Genomic DNA, 18,677 nt, shown 5'->3' with positions numbered 1-18,677 from the left:
TCGCGTCTTGTCGGTTCGGCGTGTTCCCCTGACTACAGACAGCACAAAGCCCCGGAAGGTCCGGGGTGGGACCAGTCCGGGGCTTCGCGAGTCCTCTGCCACGAGGGAATCGCGACGCTACAGGTCGCCGAGTTGGGCGCGTCCAGCGCCACGCTCGGGCGGAAGTGCCAGGAGCTGTCGGGAAGGAGACGACCGTGCCCCCTCGCCGTGTCGTGCGGACCACCAAGGTGGTCCGTGTGCCCGTCAAGGTGACTCGCACCGTCACCATTACCGTCAAGCCCCGCTGACTGGTCGCGCCTCGTCGCGATTGAGCAGCTGAAGTTGGCCTGACGCCTCCGCCGCCGGCCTGTTGGCAGAGGCGTCAGCGCCTCTCCCTTCCGAGCCGACCGTCCTTGTTGGAGGACACCATGGCAGCGAAGAACAAAACCAGCGCCAAGGCCGCCAAGGCGGCGTCCAAGGTGCTGCGTGATGGACGCACGTCGAAGGCTTCCAAAACAGCCGCCGGCAGCGCCCTGTCCCAAGCCCCAGCCAAGCGCAAGGGGAAGTAACAGCCGCGGCGCGGGAGTCGGTCAACGCCGGCTCTCGCGTCCCGGTCGACGCCCAACGCCTACTGGTCCTCGGCGACGGCTTCGGACAACAACTGAACGATTTGCTTGAACGACTCCCGACCGGCCAGGCCTTCCCAGAGTTGCGACCGCTGGTCCGAGTCGAGAAGTCGGCAGATCAGATGGCCACGGATTATCCAACGCAGGGCGTGCTCGTACAGGGTTCGCCGCCATCTCTCGGTCTCAACCCTGGCTCCGCCGTGAGAGACCCTGGCTCGCAGTTTGGCCGACTCCGTCCCAAAGCTCGGAGCGGCCGCCAGGAGAGCGGCCCCCGCCGGACCTGCCTCTTCCAACAGCGATTCAATCTTGGCCGACAGCGACTTGTCGTTGCGGCCTGAAAGAACTTTCTGAGCCCAATCGGCGTCAGCTTCGGGGAGGGAAGAGGCCTTGATCAGCTCCACGACTCGGCTCACACGCTCTCGATGCTCTGCCTTGGGTAGGTCCTTCGTACCCAAGGCAAGCACGTCGTGGAGCGCCTCCGCGCTCTGGAAGGTCGCAGAGTAACGATGCTCGGGCGACATGAAGGGGGCGTAGAACGGACTCAAGAGTTGAATCAAGGGCTCGCCCAGGCCATCGTGCTCACGAAACCAATCGGCCAGCATCTCTCCCGTAGGCAGAGGCGTGGGCTCGTTTGCCAATTTCTTCGCCGTAAGCAGGGTCGGGGCTCGATAGTCCAAGACGTTGTTCAACAGCTGCGAGGGCTTGAGTGGAGGGATTGACGCGGGAGGCTGTGCGACTGGGAATAGAGCCTCAAGCACCATACGGTGCTCGCCTTCCTGGTGCGAAAGCCTCACTTCCGTGAGGCGCACCTCACGGCCCAGGGACACCATCAGCAGGTCTTGCAGGGGTCTCACTACCTGATTGACTAGGTCAAGACCCTGGCGGGCTTCTGGCACGGTCATCTGAAACGCGCAGTACTCGATCAAGTCAGTCGCGTTGTCACCGAAGACTCCTACGACCCCTGTGTAGAGAGCCACGGCGCTGCCGTCTCCGACGTCGCAGCTTGCAAGCTCAGAGATAGCGGTACGAATCTGGTGAAGGTCAGGCGCATTCGGGTCACGGACAACTCGAGTAGGGGGCTGAGCCCAAGCCTTGAGGTAGTCGAACTCAACGTCGACTCGCTCGAAAGCATCCTCCGATACATGAGAGCTTCCGAGCAGTGCCAGGTCCACGTCGAAGACGCTGGTCACGTACACCGCGGGCATTTCGAGATTGCTCCCCCGAACACCGACGAGGGTGACGAAGTTTCGATCATCATGGCGGATGCCGTGCACGATCGGCTCGGCCTGCAACTTGAGTTCGCCCTCGTAGACGCCCGTTTCCGAGACAGCGATTTCCCGCAGGTTGTCATAGAGCACGAGCTGCAAAGAGTCGGCGGCGTCGTAGACAAGCCTGCCGGCCAGTTTTCGATCTGGATTTTCCGGCAACCACCAGGACCCGCTGAACGAGATGTCTTCCATCTACTCCCGCCCCTGTAGTCGATAAAGGACGTTATCAACCACGACCCGCGCCTTACGTCGCCCGGTGCCCACCTCCGCCTCCTGGGCCCTTGAGCACGCCGACGCCCTGCGGGCTCTAGCCTCAGCGGCGCGGCAAGCAACGACTACCCGTTCGACATCACCGACGGGCACGAGGTTCCGCCGAAGATCGTGATTGAAGACGAGTCGGTCACAGGGACGCACCAAGGCTCGATCTACGTGCAGGAGGGCGTAAAGCCTTCAACTGCTCGGAACCCACCAGGGGTCACTGCATCTGAAGCCAGGTAGTCGAGCAGTATTCGTCGGCTCGCACCAGGGGGACTGCCCAGACCGAGCGACGAACCGGCGGTTGGGGTCGCGGTCGCATAGTGAGGGCTTGGGTGACCCGTCTGCTCGACCTCGCGCTCGCGCCAGGTTCATCCGGTGCGTCCGGGCGAGGACGGTAGCGGAAGCGACGACAGTTCAGCTAGGTCGGCGGGGGGCGTGCCGGGGATCGCCGTGGTTGAAGTGCCCGGCCTCGATCTTCTCGCGGGCAAGCCGATACGCGCGGTTCGAGGTGCCGGGTGCGTCCGAGTCGATCGTCGCCTTCTCCTCGGCGAAGGTCCTGGCCAGCACGCGCCAGGTGTCGGCCTGCTCCGGCTGGCTGGGGTGTAGGTCAAGGTCCAGTGCCTGGCGGACCTTGACCCGCAGCGCACCGAGGCGTCTGCCCGCCGTGCGGTACTTCTGCTCAGTGTCCTGAGGCTTGAGGAAGGTGACGATGGCCGAGGCGATGGCCGAGACGACCGCGGCGGAGCCTGAGACGGCGGGTGCGGCGTCGCCGATGACGCTGGCGGCAGCGACCGCGGCGGCGACGGTCGCGATGATGCCCAGCCACAGGTGCAGCCGGGCGTAGGTGGTGGCCGTGGCGAAGTGCGCCTTCTCGGTCCAGAAGATGTCCTCCTCCATGGCCCGCAACTCGGCCGCCACCTGCTCGCGGAACGAGTCCGGCGTCCCGCCGTTGCCCGTCACCACGTCGGGTACGGGAACGAGGAGCCGAAGACGTCGTACATGTGGCTCCAGTACGGCGACGCCTGGCCCGGCTGGCCGTCGAGGTCGTAGGCCGCGTCGAGGTGGCCCTTGGCCTCCTGGAGCAGGCGCACGGTTTTGCGCCGACTCTCCTCCGAGGAGACGGCGCGGATGCGCGACACCCGCCCGGCGGGGTCGTTCATGTCCCGCAGCCCGTGGTTGATCAGGCGCCCCATGAGCCTCCGCATGTCGATGTGGAAGGAGATGAAGTCCTCACCCTTGGCGTACTCGGCGGTGCGCATCTCCAGGTAGAAACTCGACACCGGCGCGCCGGTGGCCGCCTTCCACTGCTTGAGCAGCCGGGCCAGCGGCTTGACCTTCTTGCCCAGCCGGTCGTTTTGCTCGGTGACGAAGCGGAGATGCGCGCGGGGGGCCGACTCCTCCCACTGGTCGCCGGGGCCGGGGATGAGGAAGACCTTGTCCTCGCCGACGGTGTTGTAGTGCCAGGCGGGCACGACCTCGAAGTGCGGCGCGGTGAAGAACTCGACCTTCACCGTGGGGCTGGAGATGCGGCGGTCCCTGATTGCCCAGTGACTCTGGGCCAGCGACGTCTTCAGCGTCGTCAGCGCCGACGACGGGTAGACCGGCCGCGAGCCGGAGCACGGGATCATGAAGTCCACGTCGCTGTGCCCCTTGAGCGCGGTGCCGTGCGACCAAGATCCGCTTTCGAACCAGGTTCCGCCGCGCAGGCTCGACACGGCGACCGCTATCTCCATGGCCTGGTGGCGCTCGGCCACCGTGGCCTTGTCGTACTGGGCGGGCGCCAGCGTCTTCACGAACTCGTCGAGCGTGGTCGTCACCTGCGATGTCCTCCCCCGTGGGTTCGTCCCGCCGACGTTACCGGGCAGTACCGACGCACACGGCGCGTCAGAGACTCACCGGGTATCCAGCCCGTCAGACACGGCCAGAGACCACCGGCTGCGGACCTCGCTAGAGCCACCGAGTTCGAGGAGCGTCGGTACGACCCGCCGCGCGCCGTGGAAGTCGAACGCGACGGCAAATGGATTACCGGATGACTCACGGCCTGGCGACTACTTGACGAGCCCGCTGACGCGACGCGCACCTGTCCCTAAGGCCGCCTCCAGAGACACCATCCGCGGACTGGCGGGACCACCGAAGCGGCGGCTCTCCACCCACGCCAAGTCACTGGAGAACCATCAAGATCAAGAGGGACACACCTCATGCACTCCGGGCGACTCTTTTCGTCGTGATGAATACACTGACGGCATGGCGAGGCGCTCGAATCGACGACGCGAGGCCCCGCCCCGGCCTCATGAGCCGCGCGAGGAACGCGCCCACCACGATCGAGCCGACCCCGCGGAAGGCCTTCCTCAACCTCCATCACCGGCGACCATCGAGCGCCGGCGCGCGGCTGCCTCCTGTGGGTGGTGCAATCAGCCGCTTGAGCCGAAGGCGCGCGGTCGGATCCCGAAGTGGTGTTCGGCGTCATGCCGGCAACGCGCCTGGGAGCAGACCCGGGCGGCGGCCTCCGGGCTTTCTGCGGTACGGGTCGTTGAACGACCTGTGGAAGTCCGAGTGCCGACCTCGCCGACACGGCGAGATTGGGCTCAGCTGCTGCACGAACTCGCTCGCCAGCTCGACGACGGCCGCGTCTACGACCGCGACCTCGTTGTACTCGTCACGGCGCTGAACACCGTCCTCGACGCCTACGGCCGACGCCCGTACGTCCGGGACCGAAACCGCGACGGCGGCTTCTCCTATCTGCGGTGAGCGCCCGCGCCGGTTCAGCTCTCGAATGCTCGGACTCGCGGCAGGGCTGATCCTGAGCGCAAGTCACAACCTTCAGTCTTCCTGCAGTAGGGACGACACAGGATGAACCGGATCGTCAGCCACCTCGGCGGCCTGATGGCCACGAGGACGGAGATGGACTGCAGAATGACAGGAGCCCCTTGCTCTGCCTCCATGGAGAGCAGTGCGCAGGGGCCCGCGTCCTGGAGACGCGGACACCGAGCCACGCGGCCCTGTGCCTGCCCTGTCGCATCGACAGGAGATGAACTGAAGGTAGAGACGGAGCCTCGTCTCTATGACGGCCGACCGCTCCTTGATCGCGCGGCTCGCCGCGCACGAGTCGTGGGCCAAGACCGCTGATCCCAGTGCGCGGACGGCGCCGGCGCGTCGCGCCCTGCTGGATCGATTCGAGCGCCAGGTCGACCCCGACGGCGTGTTGCCTCCGTCCGAGCGGGCACGCCGAGCCGGGCATGCTCGCAAGGCCTACTTCGCCCGCCTTGCGCTGCGGTCGGCGCAGGCGCGGCGCAAGACGCCCGACGTCGTAGACGGGAACGTCCGCCCGAGCCGGCGGGACGAGGACAAACCGCAGTAGACCGGATTGCCGTCATCTAGTCCGGCGAGCAGTCCCTCTGGACGCGCCGATGTTCGTCAGACGCGACTTGCACGACCTCGCCTATGGGCCGGGGGCCGTGGGCCCCGACCCCCCGCTGAATGGATGATGGCCCGGTCGAGCGTCGTGCCACTGCGAACACGGGCTAGCTTGAACGGTGGCACGGGCAAGGGCTTCCCGCGCATTGGCCCGGCTCAAGAACTCGCCCGATAACCCACTCCCCGACGCTCATGCTCGACCTGCGCTTTCGCCGCCTTGAACAGCGCTTTCGCTGCTCGCATCCCGAAGATGCCGGGCGAGCCGATGCGGGTGCAGCCCAGCCGCGCGCGGAAGCCCGCCGACGACTGAGACGAGTGATCGCCTCGTGTGCGATATCAGCACAGTGCGCCCTCGACCTCTTCGAGCCTTCACCATCGCACCATGGGGAGAGTTCAGGCGCGGCCACGTCGTTCCACACGATGCTTGACCAGAAGCGATCTTCTGTAGCAGGCTCCGCGCCACCACGTCCCGGCCGGGCGGCCGAGCCCCGTCGGGACGGCCACGTCCGAGCGAGGGAGACCCATGACCGACGTCCCCACCACCGACGAGTTCTGGCGCTGGCCGGCCACCAAGCTGGCGCGCGCAATCGCCGTCGGGGAGGTCTCCTCCCGCGAGGTGGTCGCCAGCCACGTCGAGCGCATCGAGGCGGTCAACCCCAAGCTCAACGCCCTCGTCGACGTCCGCCCGGACGAGGCTCTCGCCGCCGCCAAGGTCGCCGACGACATGGTCGCGGCCGGGGTGGAGCTCGGTCCCCTGCACGGTCTTCCGATCGCCGTCAAGATCAACTCTGATCAGGCCGGCTACGCCACCTCCAATGGAGTCGTGGCCTTCGCCGACGAGATCGCCGAGAAGGACAGCGTCCACGTCGGGATCATGCGCCGCTCCGGCGCCGTCTTCCTCGGGCGCAGCAACTCCCCGGCGTTCTCCTACCGCTGGTTCGCCACCAACGACCTGTACGGCCGGACGATCAACCCGTGGAGCGCTGCACACACGCCCGGCGGTTCCAGCGGCGGCGCCTCGTCCGCCGTCGCCAGCGGCATGGTGCCGCTGGCGCAGGGCAACGACATCGGCGGGTCGATCCGCTACCCCGCGCACGCCTGCGGCATCGTCGGCCTGCGTCCGAGCGTCGGCCGGCTGGCGCACAGCCTCTACCCGCCGGGCCAGGACCAGGCGCTGTCGACGCAGGTGATGGCCGTGGACGGTCCGCTGGCCCGGTCGGTCGACGACGTCCGACTGTTCTACGCCGGAATGGCGGCGTTCACCGACCCTCGCGACCCGTTCCACGCGCACGGCGCGTCCGCGCCGGCGCTGCCGAAGAACCCGCGCCGGGTCGGGCTGCTGCGCGACGTCGGCGCCAAGGCGCCCAGCGCGGTGGTCAACCAGTCGCTGGACACCGCCGCCGAGCGGCTCCGGGCCGCCGGCTACGAGGTCGACGAGATCGAACTGCCGCTGCTCGAGGAGGCCTGGCGGCTCTGGTACCTGCTGGCCATGGAGGAGTTCCGGGTCATCATGCCGCTGGTCGAGCAGATCGGCGACGAGGGCATGAAGAAGGCCGCCGCGGCCTACTACTCCTGCGCCGCCGACTGGTGGGGCGAGGCACCCGGCCTGGTCGACTACATGAACGGCTACGCCCGGCGCGGCACGCTGATCAGCGAACTGGGCCAGTTCCTCCAGGACTACCCGATCGTGCTGTTGCCGGCCTCGGCCGAGGAGGTGTTCGAGCAGGACGCCGACATCTCCAGCCTGGAGCGGGGCCGCGAGGTGGTCGCCGCGCAGTGGATGAACATGGCCATCCCGCTGTTGGGATTCCCGGCCCTCACCGTGCCGACCGGCGTGGCCAACGGCCTGCCCACCGGTGTCTCCCTGCTCGGCCGCCGATTCGACGAGGAGTCCATCCTCGACGCGGGCACGGTCATCGAATCGGGCACCGGCATCCTCACCCCGATCGACCCGCGGTGATCCTCGGGGCGCCGTGGCACGACCGCGGCGCCCCGAGGAGGCGCACGGCCCGGCGCGGGACAAAGCAGATCGTTCACGGCGCTCTCCCATTACTGGTGGGCAATGAGAAGCAGTCCGGGTGGGAGCGCGTTCACCTTGACCGCGGGAGCCACCAGGCTGAACGGGGGCCAGGGAGAGCCCCAGCCGGTCGACGGCCGTGGGGAAGCCGCCCACGGTGGCCAGCACCGTGGGCGACGAGGGCGAGGTCGATACCACGGTCAGGACACGTCCGCCGGTACGCCAGGCCGTGAGCTATCCCAAAGCCTCCGCCAGGAGCAGGACGGTTCAATGCGCCGAATCGCCGACCTGCACCCCGGTGCGGCACGATCGACGCCGCGACGCCTACTTCTCCAGGGTTCGTCGGAGCGAAGCAGACCGAGCGTCCCGTGGCGGTGCTCATCCCGCCGACCACGACGCCGACGGCCTGGATTCCCCCAGTTGCCGCCGCGGCCCTGCCTCCCGGCGCCGGCCCTCGACCGACGACGTCAACAGGTCCAGCCGCCGTCACTCACCACGGCGTCACCGTCGCCGGGACGAGCGATGGGGCCGTCGCCGGCTCGGGCCTCCGGTGAACCGACGGCTCGTTCCAGGTCGGGGAGCCCGCTGATCTCCGTCGGCGGCCGTGCGGCACCGAAGAAGGTTCCCTGGCCGGCGTCGCAGCCCAACGACAGCAGGAGCTCGAGCTGGGCCTGGGTCTCGACCCCCTCGGCGGTGACCGTGAGGTTCAGGAGATGCGCGAGGGATATCAAGGAGGCGAGGAGCTGGACATCGAGGGAGTCCTTCCCCTCCTCCCCCGGCAACTCCCGGAGGAAGGTTCTGTCCAGCTTGAGTTCGTCGAGCGGTAGCCGCCGGAGGTAGATGAGGTTCGAGTAGCCGGTCCCGAAGTCGTCGATGGCCAAGCGGACCCCCATGTCCGCAAGCGCCTGGAGTGTGCGCCCGGTCAGGGGGTCGGTGCCTATGACGGCGCTCTCGGTGATCTCGAGTTGCAATTGCTGGGGGCGCAGCCCGCTGTTCGTCAGCGCCCGACGGACGTCCTCGACCAGGCTCTCCTCGCGCAGCTGGCGGGTGGCCAGGTTGACGCTGACGAAGGGGCCCGAGTCACTGGCGCCGAACCAGGCGAAGGCCTGCCGGCAAGCGACCTGCAGGACGTGCCGTCCGAGCGCAACGATCGACCCGGACTGCTCGGCCAGCGCAATGAAGTTCTCCGGCCCGAGCAGCCCCAGCCTGGGATGGTTCCACCGGACCAGCGCCTCCACCCCGTGCAGCGAGCCGTCCGCAAGGCGGCGCAGGGGTTGGTAGTGCAAGAGCAGGTCCTGGCGCACCAGAGCGGCCGGCAAGGCGGAGGACAGCGAATAGCGGGTGAGTTCCTGGGCGTCGCGCTCGGGCTCGAACAGCGCCCACTGGCTCTTGCCGTCGGCCTTGGCCCAGTAGAGCGTCATGTCCGCGGCCCGGAGCAGTTCTGCTGGTGCGATCTCTGCGATCGAGCGCTCGACGATGCCGACACTGGCGGTGACCTGGACCTGCGTGGAACCAAGGCGCAGGGGTCGCGCGATGACCGCCAGGATTTGCTCCGCCAGGGCGATCAGCTCGGTGCTGCCCGAGGAGTCCGGCACCAGGACGACGAACTCGTCTCCCCCGAGGCGGGCGACGGACAGTCCGCGCCGGCCGGCCACAGACTCCAGTCGGCGGGCGACCGTGACGAGCAGGTGGTCCCCCACCTCGTGCCCCAGCGTGTCGTTGACCGCCTTGAAGCCGTCCAGGTCGAGGAAGCACAAGCCCGCCCGGGCGCCCGTAGGAGCCGTGGTGAACAGGTCGTCCAGCTGCGTCAGGAACATCTTGCGGTTCGCGAGGCCGGTCAGTGAATCGTGGTGCGCCTCGAACTCCAGTTGCCGCCGCAGCTGGCGCAGCGCGGTGACGTCGTGGATCAGTGCCAACTGGTAACGGGGGCGCCCCTGCCCGTCGCGCAGCAGGGACACGGTCAGGTCGGTCCACACGGACTCGCCGTTGGACCGCAGGAATTGCTTCTCGAGCTGGAAGTGCTCTCTCTCGCCCCGGATCAGTTCGTCGTACAGCCGCCACACCCGTTCGACGTCGGCCGGATGCATGAACTCGTTGACCGACCGGCGCCGGAACTCATCGAGCGGGTAGCCGAGCAGTCGTACGAGCGCCGGATTCACGTCGAGTACCCGGCCCTCCACATCGCCGATGCCGATCCCGATCGTGGCCCCCTCGAACACCGCACGGAACCGCTCCTCGCTGACCCGCAGCTCCTGCCGCACCTGTTCCCGAGCTTGGGCCGCAGCCGCGAGGATCTCCTCCTGTTCGCGGAGCGCGCGCTCCTGGAGAGCCGAGCTGAAACCTTCGGCGACCGCGGCGACGAGTTCGAACCATCGACGCTCGCTTCCTTCGCGAAGAGGCCGACGCGTGTCGCCGTCGGCGGTGACCATCGGTCGTACGCCGAGGGACCCCCCAGCTCCGAGGAGCACGCCAAGGGTCCGCGACAGGGACCGCGGATTCGTGAAGTGCGCGTCGATGAGCGCAGAGCCCACCTCCAGCCCGACCGTTCGCGGGGAGCCGGAGGCATCCGGTACCACGGCGACCATGCGGCGCAAGAGCCCGAGCAGCAGCTGCTCGACCCGGTCCGGCGGCAGCGGCACGTAGCTGGTGCCCGCGACCGCGCTCGCCCACGCCATCGCCAGTCGCCGCAGGTCCCCGTCGTCGCCCGCGACGCCGGTCGGGCCAGGGATTGCGCGCGGCCCCCGATCGGTCGGGCTCACCGCTTGCGGCCCACCCCGGCGTAACCCGTCGTTCTCTCCGGCTGCCCCTCCGCTTCCGCCGGGTCGTCCGGGCGCCACAGCGGCAGCCACACCACGCCGGGCTCCACCAGCTCGAAACCGTCGAACAACGTCTCGATCTCGGTGCGGCTGCGCATGGTCATCGGCGTCGGCGTGCGGCGGTAGAGCTGCCGGTGGGAGCCGGCCTGCTCTGGTCGCCCCTCCGCGCTGGCGTGCGAGAGCACCAGGTAGCTGCCCCCGACCAGCCGGGCGGCGATCCGGGCGACGGCACCCCACGGGTCGTCCGCGTCGGGGACGAAGTGCAGGACCGCGACCATCAGGACGGCGACAGGCTGGTCCAGGTCGAGGGTCGCCGTGAGGGACGGATGCTCGAACAGCGCCTCGGGCTCCCGCAGGTCCGCCTGGACGACCGCCGTCCTCTCATCTCCGCCGAGAATGGCGCGGCTGTGGGCCACGGCTACCGGGTCGTTGTCGACGTAGACCACACGGGCCTGCGGATTCGCCTGCTGGGCCGCCTCGTGCACATTGCCGACGGTCGGTATGCCGGAGCCGATGTCCAAGAACTGGGCGATGCCCTGCTCGGCGACGTACCGCACCGCCCGGCGCATGAACGCTCTGTTGCTCTGCATGATCGCGGGCAGGTCCGGCCACAGCTCGATCGCCTCGCGCGCCATGCGCCGGTCCACCTCGAGGTTGTGCGAGCCCCCGAGGTAGAAGTCGTACACCCGCGCGGCACTGGGCCTGGTCAGATCCACCTCGGCCGGCACCCAACTGGGACGTTCCATGTCCAGTCCCCCAGAGTTTGATCGGAGCCCGGGCGTTCGCGCGTCCTCGGGTGAACGGCCCCGTCCGAGACGTATCTGTACCGGAGATCCTGCCCCGTGAGGCCGCCTTCTGCCGCGGCCGAGTCAAGGCGGTTCCTTTCCGACAGACGACCCCGCCGTCGAGGTTTAGCGGACGACCGAGTCGAGGATCAGCTGCGGTTGTTCGAGCGCAAACAGGTGGGCGGCGCCGGGAACCTCGATCAACCGGCTGGACGGAACCTCGTCCGCCACCCAACGAGCGATTCCGATCGGCGCGTTGACGTCCTCGGCCCCGTGGAGCAGGACGGTGTCCACCGTCAGCTCCGCAAGGTCGACGCCGAGCGTTCCGCTGCCGAGTCTCAGATCCTGGACCGCTGCGCCCGACCCCTGCCGCAGAGCCTCGTGCATGTCCTCGGCGAAGTGCGCCCGCCACGATGGGTGACCGAACACGCGCTGATCGGCGGGCGGCATCTGACGCGTGGCCCATCTACTGACGGGTGCGTCCAGACCGACCGACTGCTGCGCGGCCAGCACCCTGCCGGTAAGCCACGGGGCAAGCCTGGCCAGAAGGAGCAGCGCGCGGACCGGGAAGGCCATTCCTCGCCGCGCGGCGCGAGGAGCCGGAAAGCCCGCAGAGATCAGCAGCAACCGCCGGACCCGCTGCGGATGGACGATCGCAGCGGCCAGCGCGAACCCGCCTCCGCCACTGGCCCCGGACATCGTGACAGTGCGCAATTCGAGTCGATCGAGAAGCTGACGAAGGTCGTCGGCATAGCGGGTGAAGGTCACGCCGCCGGGCACGGGGTCACTGAGGCCGTATCCGGGCCGCTCGGGAGCGACCACGCGAACCCCGGAAGCCGTCGCAGGCCCGTGGAGCCGCTGGAACTGCAACCGCGAGCCCGGAATTCCGTGCAACAGCACGAGAGGTGCACCCGACGCACTCCCGTACTCGGCCCAGGATATTCGTCGGCCGTCGTCCAGGACCGCCGTCCTGGCCGTCTGCGGGGGGATCGCCGCCGCCATGCGCGCATGGTGACGAAGAATCCGCCACCGGGCAATCGCCCCGCTCGCCGAGCGTCGATTCCCTTCTCGGCCCGCGGTTTCGCGCCGGCCTGAACCCGCTGCACGGCGCCTCATCGGCGGTCGCCGGCGAGCTGGAACAGGCGCACGGCCAGCCAGCCGAGGACGCCGGCCAGCCGCCAGAAGCCGATGGTCTCGGCGAGACCGGGCACCCCCGACAGTGGCAGCGACAGCGGGGACAGTGCCGCGACCATGCCGAGGACGGCGACCGGCACGGTGAGACACCAGGCATCCGTTGTCTGCGTGGTCAGCCGACGTCGGCCCGACCGAGCGGACGTGTGACGGCGCGGTGACGCCAACGTGACGCTGCACCGGGACGATCCGGGTGGACGCCGATGTCCATGTCGGGCGACGACCCAATCCGAGGGGATGACCGTGACCAAGGCGGACGCACCTGGGATGGCGCCCCGTGGAGGACGCCGCGGCATCAACATCCCGGTGCTGCTCGACGGCACGTGGAGCGACACCAACACCAACACCAACGTCGGGCAGATCTGCGGGCGGGTGCCCCGCGACGCGGCCGGCCTCGTGCAGGAGCGCTGCTACATCGAGGGGGTCGGCACCGGCCCGTTCGACCGGATCCGGGGCGGCCTGTTCGGCCAAGGGCTGGAGAAGGTCATCCGCCGGGCGTACCGCCACATCGCGCAGCACCACCGCTCCGACGAGGACCGCATCTACCTGATCGGCTACAGCCGGGGAGCGTTCACCGCGCGGAGCCTGGCCGGGATGATCGCCAAGTGCGGGCTCCTGGACGCGGACGACATGTCCTCCGAGAAGGTCTTCCAGCGTTACCGCGACAGGAAGACCCCGGGCCTGCGGGAGATGCAGACCGGGGAGATGCCTGCGCGCACGGCCGAGGATCGACTCGTCCTGGAGCGCTCACGGCTCGTGCGCATCCGCTTCATCGGGGTCTTCGACACGGTAGGAAGCCTCGGGATTCCCGCCGGCCTGGGGCGCTTCCTCACGCGAAGCAAGTACGAATTCCACGACACGAACCTCAGCGGGCTGGTCGACGTCGCCTGTCACGCCGTCGCCGTCGACGAGCACCGCAAGCAGTTCCAGCCGACGCTCTGGACCGACGTGCCCACACCCATTCGGGGCCACCGGACCGAGGTCGAGCAGCACTGGTTCGTAGGGGCGCACGGCAACATCGGTGGCGGCGGGACGTCCGAGCCCGCCACCAGGAACCCACTGTCGCTGCTGGCCCGGGAGTGGATCGTCGACCGGGCGGTCGCGGCGGGGCTCGTCGTCGATCCGCCGGAAGCCCCGCTCAGAGGAACCGAGTGGAGCGGGCCGATCCACGACTTCCAGAAGACGGCACTCGGCCGCCTCACCGGCCTGTGGCCGCTCAACAAGCCACTCCTGCGACCGGTCCGCACCACCGTGGAGGAGACGCTGGACCGCAGCGTCTTGCGCCGCTGGGACGACGCCGATCCGCCGTACCGTCCCGGCAACCCCGGCCTCGCGACGTGGGTTCAGTCGATCATCACAGCCAGGTGACCCGCACGCCGCCGACTCGTACACGTCATCGACTACACGCGCGAAGACCTGGGCACTGAGGCCTCACCGCGCGAGCAACCCAGCCCGGCAACCCTCACCGCCCGACGCGTCGACGAGCACGCCCTCGGGCCGCCCCGGCATAGTGAGGCCAGGGCGCCGCGGACGCCGGTGGTGAGCACCGAAGAGCGCGTGGCGGCGCCTGACGATGACCAAGGATCGATGGTGGAGGGTCAGGAACACGCCGCCGACGGCCCGTACGGCCCGGTCGAGCCGAAGGGGACTTTGCAAGGGGAGGTGACATCTGATCTGTGGTGCCGACAGGCGCCGCTGGAAGGATGTTCACCGTGCAGCAGTTCCCAGGCCGCCTGACCCAACCTGTCACCTCCCCGGGCAGCAGTCCCTCCCTGGGATCAGCGCCCGTGGGCAGTCCGCGAGATTCCTAACCCCTGTACAGGTACACCCGCACATCGTCGCCGGCCTGGAGCACGAGCGTCGTCCCGTTCCCCACCTCCCACTGCTCGGGGAGCAGGAACATGCGGCCTTCAGCCTCCAGCAGCAGTCTGAAGCCGTGGTACCGGTAGCGGAACCGTTGCCCCTCCTCCCAGGGCGACAGTGACGTCTCCTCGATCTTGGGTCCGGCGAAAAGCCGTTCGGTGGTGTCGAGGGTCACGGCGGGGAGGTTGGTGAGGCGCTCTGCCACGTAAACGGCCCGGCCGCGCCCGTAGGCGGCGGCGAAGCTGTTGGTGGCCCAGAACAGGCTCAGGGTGACGAGGCCCGCGGTGAAGGCGACAGCCGCGCGGCGAGACCAGCGGGTCTCACGAGAATTTCTCCGCTCCGTGGCCGTCCGCTGCAGGAGGTAGCGGCCGTAGGCGACCGCTATGACTCCCAGTCCCAGACTCAGCGGGCTGACGGCCACGGGCTCGGTGCTCGACACCTCGGGAACGACGATGCCGATCACCCCTCTGGCGAAGGCCGCCATACCGATCACGACGAGGACGATGGCCATGCGCCGCAACAACGTGATGTGGGTCCAGGCGGCAAGCCAGCGGGAAACGGTCTGGTGCAGCCACGTCACAAGGAGAAGCAGCACCAGGGCCCCCCCGATCGGGACGTACAACGCGGCGACGCTTCGGAGCACCACATCCTGTGTCGACAGGCCCAACGTGCCGAGAGTGATGCCGAAGTAGCGGTACTCGGCCGTGGTGGCGACGTACCCGAAATAGAACAGCAGCGCGGTGAGCACCGTCGTCGGCGCGATGACGCTCGTCGCCAGGCGAACCCACCGCTCCACCGACGACTCGCCGCTCTCCTCGTCGGAGGGAGAGCCGTCCTTCTCCTCGGTCGCTGTGAAGGTGCCGGGCGCACCCGTCGCCGGTGTCTCCACTGGAGGTGGTCCTGCGGCGGGGCCGGGTTCAGCTCCGGCGGCCGGACGCCGACCGCGGCGGGAACCGCGGCCGCCGAGCAGCCCTCCCATGATCCCACCAGCCAAGAGGAGCAAGGCGCCGAGGACGGAGCGCTCGGAGGAGTCGGGCGCACGTGCGCGCAGGCGTCCCCAGCCCTCGCTGCGCTGCCTCCGACGACGCCGCATGACCTTCGAACCGCTACGGGGCGGTGCAGCCGTTTTCGGCGCCCGTGTTCGCAGGATGGTCGGGCTGTCCGCCGGCGTCGGCGTAGGCGGTGGCCCCGCAGTAGCGCAGCGGCGCAGTGACCGCCATCCCTTCCGACGTCCACGGCGGCGTGACCTGCATCGCCTCCCAGGTCACCGGCACGGGAGCCGAGGGCGAAGGAAGCAGCGCTACGACGGCGGAGTCGCCGCAGACCGTGTCGCTGGGCCCCGGGGCTGTGCAGACGGCCGAGAAGGTCATCGAGGCGGCAACGTCCTCGTAGTTCGCTTCGTCGTCGGCTTCGCTCCCGAGCGCGATGCCGAATCGACATCCGACGGCTGCGTCTAGCCCTGCATTCAGCGGGGTGACGCCGGTGAGTACAGCCCCGGGCGCACAAAGGGGCCCTTCCGGCGCTCCACTGTTGGCGCAGTCCTCGCTTGTGATGAAGGGGGCTTCCACCGCCACGGTCTCCACCGTGATCTGCACGCTGGTGTCGCCGAGATACAAGAGAGTGCAGATCGGCGTCGGAGGGTTGGGCACGCTGCCGAAGACGGCGCTGAAATCGTCGCCCAGCGTCGGACCTGCCACCATCACCGTCCGCTCATCCTCCGGAGGGTCCGGGCCCGGGTCCGGGTCCGGGTTGGGGTTGGAGTTCGCGTCGGGGTCCGGGTCCGGATTGGGGTTCGGGTCGGGGTTCGGGTCGGGGTCCGGGTCGGGGTCCGGGTTCGGGTCCGGGTTGGGGTTGGGGTTCGGGTCCGGGTCCGGGTTCGGGTCCGGGTTCGGGGCGCCAGGGGCCGGGTTCGGGTTCGGTGCGCCAGGGATCGGGGCGCCAGGGGCCGGGGCGCCAGGGGCCGGGTTCGGGTTCGGTGCGCCAGGGACCGGGGCGCCAGGGACCGGGGCGGCAGGGGCCGGGGCGCCAGGGGCCGTGGACCGGGGCGCGGGATTATCGTTCTGCGGCGACTGCGGTTGGTCGTTAGGCGATGTGCTCGTGCCGCCGCCGGTCGGAGGCAGGGACGTCGACGTCGGGATCTGTGCAGTTCGACCGCTCGCGCGGTTCTCGTCGTCCGGGTCCTCACTCGCGCCGCATGCCGTGACAGTGATGCCGACAGCAAGGATGAGTGCAGCCTTTCGCAGAGGGGACGTTCCGGAGCCGGCCCGAATCCAACCCATCGCCAGAGTGTGATGCGATGGTCGTGGGGCAGCCAGAGGCTTTCGAACGCTGCGCCCCCCGTCGCCCGACCACGCGAACAGCCTGGCGGCATGTGCGGCAGCGGTCACATCGGAGTCGCTCATGCCGCTTGGCCTTCCTCGTCGCCCGGTGGATAACAGAGGCTCCTACCGAAGACGGCCGTAAGTGCCACCGAGATACGCCGGCTCGACCTGACCTGACCGAAGCGGGTCGACTCCAGCGGGCCGCGGCGCCGCGCAGCCGGCGCGGGCAGCACCGGGCTGCTCACCGAGGCCGACCGGGTCCTGATCACCGTCGTCTATCAGCGCAGCTCTGCTCGATGAACGTGCCCTCCGACCTTCTCGGGGTGAACGTCGACTCGATCGGTCAGGCCGTCGCCGACACCCGCCACCGGTGGTCGGAATGCGTTCGGGACCACTCCGGCCCCGGGCGTTTGACGAGCGCGAAAGCCAGTCCGCCCACGGGCGTTCCATCGGAGGCTTGAGCCTCCTCTGTGTTCATGCGCGACCTGCGGTTCTGTCGCCGTGAACAGCGCTTTCGCTGCTCGCTCCCCGAACATGCCGGGCGAGCCGATGTGGGTGCGGCCCAGCCGCGCGAGAAGCCCGCCGACGACTGACTCATCCCGACGGGTGAGGCCGGGCACCGGGACGGCTCCAGCGCGGTTCGGAACCGGTCGATCCGGCCGGAGTGAGGGTCTCGTTCCTGGTCTACGGCGTGCTGTACGTCGTCCTCGAGGTGGTCGGGTACCAGCTCGGGCAGATCGGGTGGGCCCACATCGAGGCGCTGGACGTGGCCACCGCGCTGACCGATGCCTTCCTGGCCCTCGCCCTCTGTGCCGCGACCCTCGTGGCCGTGGACCTGGGCGTACGGCGCTGGGGCCGGTCGATGGCGGACTGGCACCTGCGGCAGTCGCATGTGCACGTAGAGATCTGGGACGCGCCGATCGGCGTGCCCTCCTGGCGGCCTGTGCCGCTCGCGGTCACCGCCGAGCGGGTCGAGGAGCCACCGGAGCCGGCCCGCTGGACCGGCAATCCCTATTCGTTCGCGGGGCGCCGCTTCCCGAAGGATCCCGGCACGCTCCTCTGACTCAGAAGACGGCGAGCAGCAGGACGTGGGCGCGCAGTGCGTGGGCGGAGAGGGCGCCGTGCCCCGGCCGGACGGCCAGGTCCGCGAGCTCCTTCGCGGTGGCCACGGCCTCGCTCAGCTGCTCGGCCACCACGTCATCGAGGTCGGCGTCGTGCAGGTCGTCCAGGTCCACCAGCGGGAACGGGGCGGTGGCTGGGGTGGCGAAGGCGGTCTCCATGACGGCATCTCCTGGCTCGGTCGGTTCCCGGGTGGCCCCCGGCCGAGGACGACTCTCCGGGGCCGCCCGCAGGCCGCCGACGAGAAAGCCGCATGAATTCCGCAAGACCCGTGCCGACGACGGGTGCTTCGATGAGCCGACGGGGCCGCGGGGGCTCCCGACGGGAGGTGCCGCGGTGCTGCGCGCGTTCGGACTGGCCGGCACCCACGCCCGCCTGGAGCCCTTGACCGCGGCGCACGCGCCGGGCTTGGCAGCGGCTGCCTCGGAGGACCGCAGCAGCTACGCCTTCACCGCGGTCCCCGACGGCCTGGACGAGGCAGCCGGGTACGTCCGCACGGCGCTCGCAGAGCAGGCCGGCGGGCGGGTGCTCCCGTTCGCCATCGTCCGGGCAGGGGATGACGCCGTCGTCGGCTCGACCCGCTTCCTCGACCTGGAGGTCCTCGGCCGCCCGGGGGGCGCGGTGCCGGACGACGCCCGGCCGCCGAGCGTCGGTGAGATCGGCAGCACCTGGTACGCGGCGTCGGCCCAGCGGACGGCGCTGAACACCGAGGTCAAGCTGCTCCTCCTCGGCCACACGTTCGACGTCTGGCAGGCGCTGCGCGTCACGCTCAAGACCGACGCCCGCAACCAGCGGTCGCGCACCGCCATCGAGCGCCTCGGCGCGCGCTTCGAGGGGACCCGGCGGGCGCACACGACCGCCGCCGACGGAACCATCCGGGACAGCGCCTACTACTCGATCGTCCGATCGGAGTGGCCCGGCGTCCGGCGCGGACTGCTCCACCGGCTGGGGTGAGCGGACCGGTGACCCCGGTAGACGAGCGCCTACCCTCTGTGACGCAGGACGGTGGCTCCCGAGGCG

General features: G+C 69.3%; 17 protein-coding genes. 7 read left to right on the top strand and 10 right to left on the bottom strand.

Annotation, left to right across the window (positions count from 1 at the left end; genetic code table 11):
• The first annotated feature begins 407 nt into the window (after positions 1-407).
• Complete coding sequence (locus tag FHU33_RS24915; RefSeq protein WP_170182371.1) at positions 408-548, top strand: hypothetical protein; 141 nt, start codon at positions 408-410, stop codon at positions 546-548.
• 59 nt (positions 549-607) lie between these two features.
• Here the strand turns inward: FHU33_RS24915 and FHU33_RS08745 are convergent, their stop codons facing one another.
• From FHU33_RS08745 to FHU33_RS08735, 3 genes are all read right to left on the bottom strand, one after another.
• Complete coding sequence (locus FHU33_RS08745; protein WP_142024997.1) at positions 608-2,065, bottom strand: ApeA N-terminal domain 1-containing protein; 1,458 nt, start codon at positions 2,063-2,065, stop codon at positions 608-610.
• A 480-nt stretch (positions 2,066-2,545) separates the two neighbouring features.
• The gene (locus FHU33_RS08740) at positions 2,546-3,094 is read right to left on the bottom strand and encodes an SLATT domain-containing protein (RefSeq protein WP_142024995.1); all 549 of its coding nucleotides are present in this window, start codon (positions 3,092-3,094) and stop codon (positions 2,546-2,548) included.
• Positions 3,088-3,948 (bottom strand): SMODS domain-containing nucleotidyltransferase, encoded by an 861-nt coding sequence (locus tag FHU33_RS08735; protein WP_142024993.1) that lies wholly within the window; start codon positions 3,946-3,948, stop codon positions 3,088-3,090. Before FHU33_RS08735 ends, FHU33_RS08740 begins: the two co-directional genes overlap by 7 nt.
• A gap of 736 nt (positions 3,949-4,684) precedes the next feature.
• Between FHU33_RS08735 and FHU33_RS08730 the strand changes: the two genes are divergently transcribed.
• The 3 genes from FHU33_RS08730 to FHU33_RS08720 all read left to right on the top strand — a co-directional run bounded on the left by FHU33_RS08730 (position 4,685) and on the right by FHU33_RS08720 (position 7,505).
• On the top strand, positions 4,685-4,879 hold the full coding sequence (locus tag FHU33_RS08730; protein ID WP_246063419.1) for a hypothetical protein: 195 nt from the start codon (positions 4,685-4,687) through the stop codon (positions 4,877-4,879).
• A gap of 313 nt (positions 4,880-5,192) precedes the next feature.
• The gene (locus FHU33_RS08725) at positions 5,193-5,489 is read left to right on the top strand and encodes a hypothetical protein (RefSeq protein WP_142024991.1); all 297 of its coding nucleotides are present in this window, start codon (positions 5,193-5,195) and stop codon (positions 5,487-5,489) included.
• Between the two features lie 579 nt (positions 5,490-6,068).
• Complete coding sequence (locus FHU33_RS08720; protein ID WP_142024990.1) at positions 6,069-7,505, top strand: amidase; 1,437 nt, start codon at positions 6,069-6,071, stop codon at positions 7,503-7,505.
• Between the two features lie 524 nt (positions 7,506-8,029).
• Here FHU33_RS08720 and FHU33_RS08715 read toward each other — a convergent pair.
• The 4 genes from FHU33_RS08715 to FHU33_RS24910 all read right to left on the bottom strand — a co-directional run bounded on the left by FHU33_RS08715 (position 8,030) and on the right by FHU33_RS24910 (position 12,437).
• Entirely contained in the window at positions 8,030-10,321 is a 2,292-nt protein-coding gene (locus FHU33_RS08715; protein WP_246063418.1) for a putative bifunctional diguanylate cyclase/phosphodiesterase, read from the bottom strand.
• Positions 10,318-11,124 (bottom strand): SAM-dependent methyltransferase, encoded by an 807-nt coding sequence (locus FHU33_RS08710; protein ID WP_142024988.1) that lies wholly within the window; start codon positions 11,122-11,124, stop codon positions 10,318-10,320. The genes FHU33_RS08715 and FHU33_RS08710 overlap by 4 nt, the downstream gene beginning before the upstream one ends.
• Before the next feature lie 165 nt (positions 11,125-11,289).
• Positions 11,290-12,165, bottom strand: a complete 876-nt coding sequence (locus FHU33_RS08705) for an alpha/beta fold hydrolase (RefSeq protein WP_170182370.1) — start codon at positions 12,163-12,165, stop codon at positions 11,290-11,292.
• 110 nt (positions 12,166-12,275) lie between these two features.
• Entirely contained in the window at positions 12,276-12,437 is a 162-nt protein-coding gene (locus FHU33_RS24910) for a hypothetical protein (RefSeq protein WP_170182369.1), read from the bottom strand.
• 160 nt (positions 12,438-12,597) lie between these two features.
• Here FHU33_RS24910 and FHU33_RS08700 point away from each other — a divergent pair, with 160 nt between their 5' ends.
• On the top strand, positions 12,598-13,722 hold the full coding sequence (locus tag FHU33_RS08700; protein WP_170182368.1) for a DUF2235 domain-containing protein: 1,125 nt from the start codon (positions 12,598-12,600) through the stop codon (positions 13,720-13,722).
• Between the two features lie 439 nt (positions 13,723-14,161).
• Here FHU33_RS08700 and FHU33_RS08695 read toward each other — a convergent pair whose 3' ends face one another.
• Both FHU33_RS08695 and FHU33_RS24905 read right to left on the bottom strand, forming a co-directional pair.
• Positions 14,162-15,106, bottom strand: coding sequence for a hypothetical protein (locus FHU33_RS08695; RefSeq protein ID WP_142024984.1), 945 nt, complete (start codon positions 15,104-15,106; stop codon positions 14,162-14,164).
• 217 nt (positions 15,107-15,323) lie between these two features.
• Positions 15,324-15,920: a hypothetical protein gene (locus tag FHU33_RS24905; RefSeq protein WP_170182367.1), complete on the bottom strand. Its 597-nt coding sequence runs from the start codon at positions 15,918-15,920 to the stop codon at positions 15,324-15,326.
• 1,282 nt (positions 15,921-17,202) lie between these two features.
• On the opposite strand from FHU33_RS24905, the gene FHU33_RS08685 reads away from it, so the two are divergent.
• Positions 17,203-17,601, top strand: a complete 399-nt coding sequence (locus FHU33_RS08685; RefSeq protein WP_142024982.1) for a hypothetical protein — start codon at positions 17,203-17,205, stop codon at positions 17,599-17,601.
• Position 17,602: 1 nt separating this feature from the next.
• Here FHU33_RS08685 and FHU33_RS08680 read toward each other — a convergent pair whose 3' ends face one another.
• Positions 17,603-17,818, bottom strand: a complete 216-nt coding sequence (locus FHU33_RS08680; RefSeq protein WP_142024981.1) for a hypothetical protein — start codon at positions 17,816-17,818, stop codon at positions 17,603-17,605.
• A 175-nt stretch (positions 17,819-17,993) separates the two neighbouring features.
• Here FHU33_RS08680 and FHU33_RS08675 point away from each other — a divergent pair, with 175 nt between their 5' ends.
• Positions 17,994-18,611, top strand: coding sequence for a GNAT family N-acetyltransferase (locus tag FHU33_RS08675; protein ID WP_170182366.1), 618 nt, complete (start codon positions 17,994-17,996; stop codon positions 18,609-18,611).
• Positions 18,612-18,677: the final 66 nt, after the last annotated feature.

Origin of the sequence: Blastococcus colisei, assembly GCF_006717095.1 — a bacterium.
Classification (GTDB): domain Bacteria; phylum Actinomycetota; class Actinomycetes; order Mycobacteriales; family Geodermatophilaceae; genus Blastococcus_B; species Blastococcus_B colisei.
Note: the sequence above shows the minus strand (reverse complement) of the source record. Positions and strands in the feature narration are given on the sequence as shown.

What these genes read in the sequence shown, in the direction of transcription:
- FHU33_RS08705 (WP_170182370.1), bottom strand. Translation starts at nt 12,165, where the DNA reads ATGGCGGCGGCGATCCCCCCGCAGACGGCCAGGACGGCGGTCCTGGAC.
- FHU33_RS08680 (WP_142024981.1), bottom strand. Translation starts at nt 17,818, where the DNA reads ATGGAGACCGCCTTCGCCACCCCAGCCACCGCCCCGTTCCCGCTGGTG.
- FHU33_RS08745 (WP_142024997.1), bottom strand. Translation starts at nt 2,065, where the DNA reads ATGGAAGACATCTCGTTCAGCGGGTCCTGGTGGTTGCCGGAAAATCCA.
- FHU33_RS08720 (WP_142024990.1), top strand. Translation starts at nt 6,069, where the DNA reads ATGACCGACGTCCCCACCACCGACGAGTTCTGGCGCTGGCCGGCCACC.
- FHU33_RS24915 (WP_170182371.1), top strand. Translation starts at nt 408, where the DNA reads ATGGCAGCGAAGAACAAAACCAGCGCCAAGGCCGCCAAGGCGGCGTCC.
- FHU33_RS08710 (WP_142024988.1), bottom strand. Translation starts at nt 11,124, where the DNA reads ATGGAACGTCCCAGTTGGGTGCCGGCCGAGGTGGATCTGACCAGGCCC.
- FHU33_RS08725 (WP_142024991.1), top strand. Translation starts at nt 5,193, where the DNA reads ATGACGGCCGACCGCTCCTTGATCGCGCGGCTCGCCGCGCACGAGTCG.